Origin of the sequence: Streptomyces sp. HSW2009, assembly GCF_040240285.1 — a bacterium.
In the GTDB taxonomy this organism is placed as follows: Bacteria; Actinomycetota; Actinomycetes; order Streptomycetales; family Streptomycetaceae; genus Streptomyces.
Window position 1 is genome coordinate 1 of the sequence record NZ_JBEHZD010001116.1, and the last position, 681, is coordinate 681.

Sequence of the window (681 nt, forward strand, 5' to 3'; positions counted from 1 at the left end):
GGGCGGTCGCCGCCGTCCTCGTCCGCGGCTTCGGCCGTGTCGGCCTCGTGCTCGGGCTCCGCGACGTCCTCGGCCACCTGCGCGGCGGGCTCGGGCTCAGCCGGTGCTTCGGCGGTCTGCGGGGCGGCGGTCTCGGCGACCGGCTCGCTCTCCGCCACGGCCCGCCGGCGGCGCCGGCGACGGCTGCTGGTGGCCTGCTCGGCGGCGGCGGGCTCGTCGTCCTCGTACGGCTCGCTGCGCCCCTCGGCCGCAGCCGCTGCGGCGGCGGCCGTCTCGGGCGTCTGGAACATCGGCTCGGTGAAGACCGGGGCCTGGAACATCGCGGTCGGCGGGCGCACCGCACGCCGCCGGCCGCGCACCGGCTCCTGGGTGGCGCCGATGGCGGCGCCGGACGCGGCGCCGGCGGTCTCGGCCGGCTGCGGCTCGGTCTGGCGCGGGGCGTTCGCGGTGGGGGCCGCGGTCTCCTGCTGCGCGCGCTGCCGGGCCCGGCGCGGGGCCTGGGCCTGCTCGGCCACCGGCGGCTGCGCCGCCTCTACCTGCTGGGGCGCCTGCTGGGGCGCGTTCTCCTGCGGCTCGACGTCGCTGGTCGCCCGGCGTACGGCACGGCGGCGGGTACGGCGCGGCCCGGCCTCGTCGGCGGGCTCGGTCACGGGGCGGGTCTGCGCCGCGGCCGATTCGACC

General features: G+C 81.2%; 1 pseudogene. It reads right to left on the reverse strand.

The window, feature by feature from the left end:
- Window positions 1–650 (reverse strand): annotated as a pseudogene (locus AAHZ94_RS34830) (hypothetical protein); the annotation flags it as partial.
- Window positions 651–681: the final 31 nt, after the last annotated feature.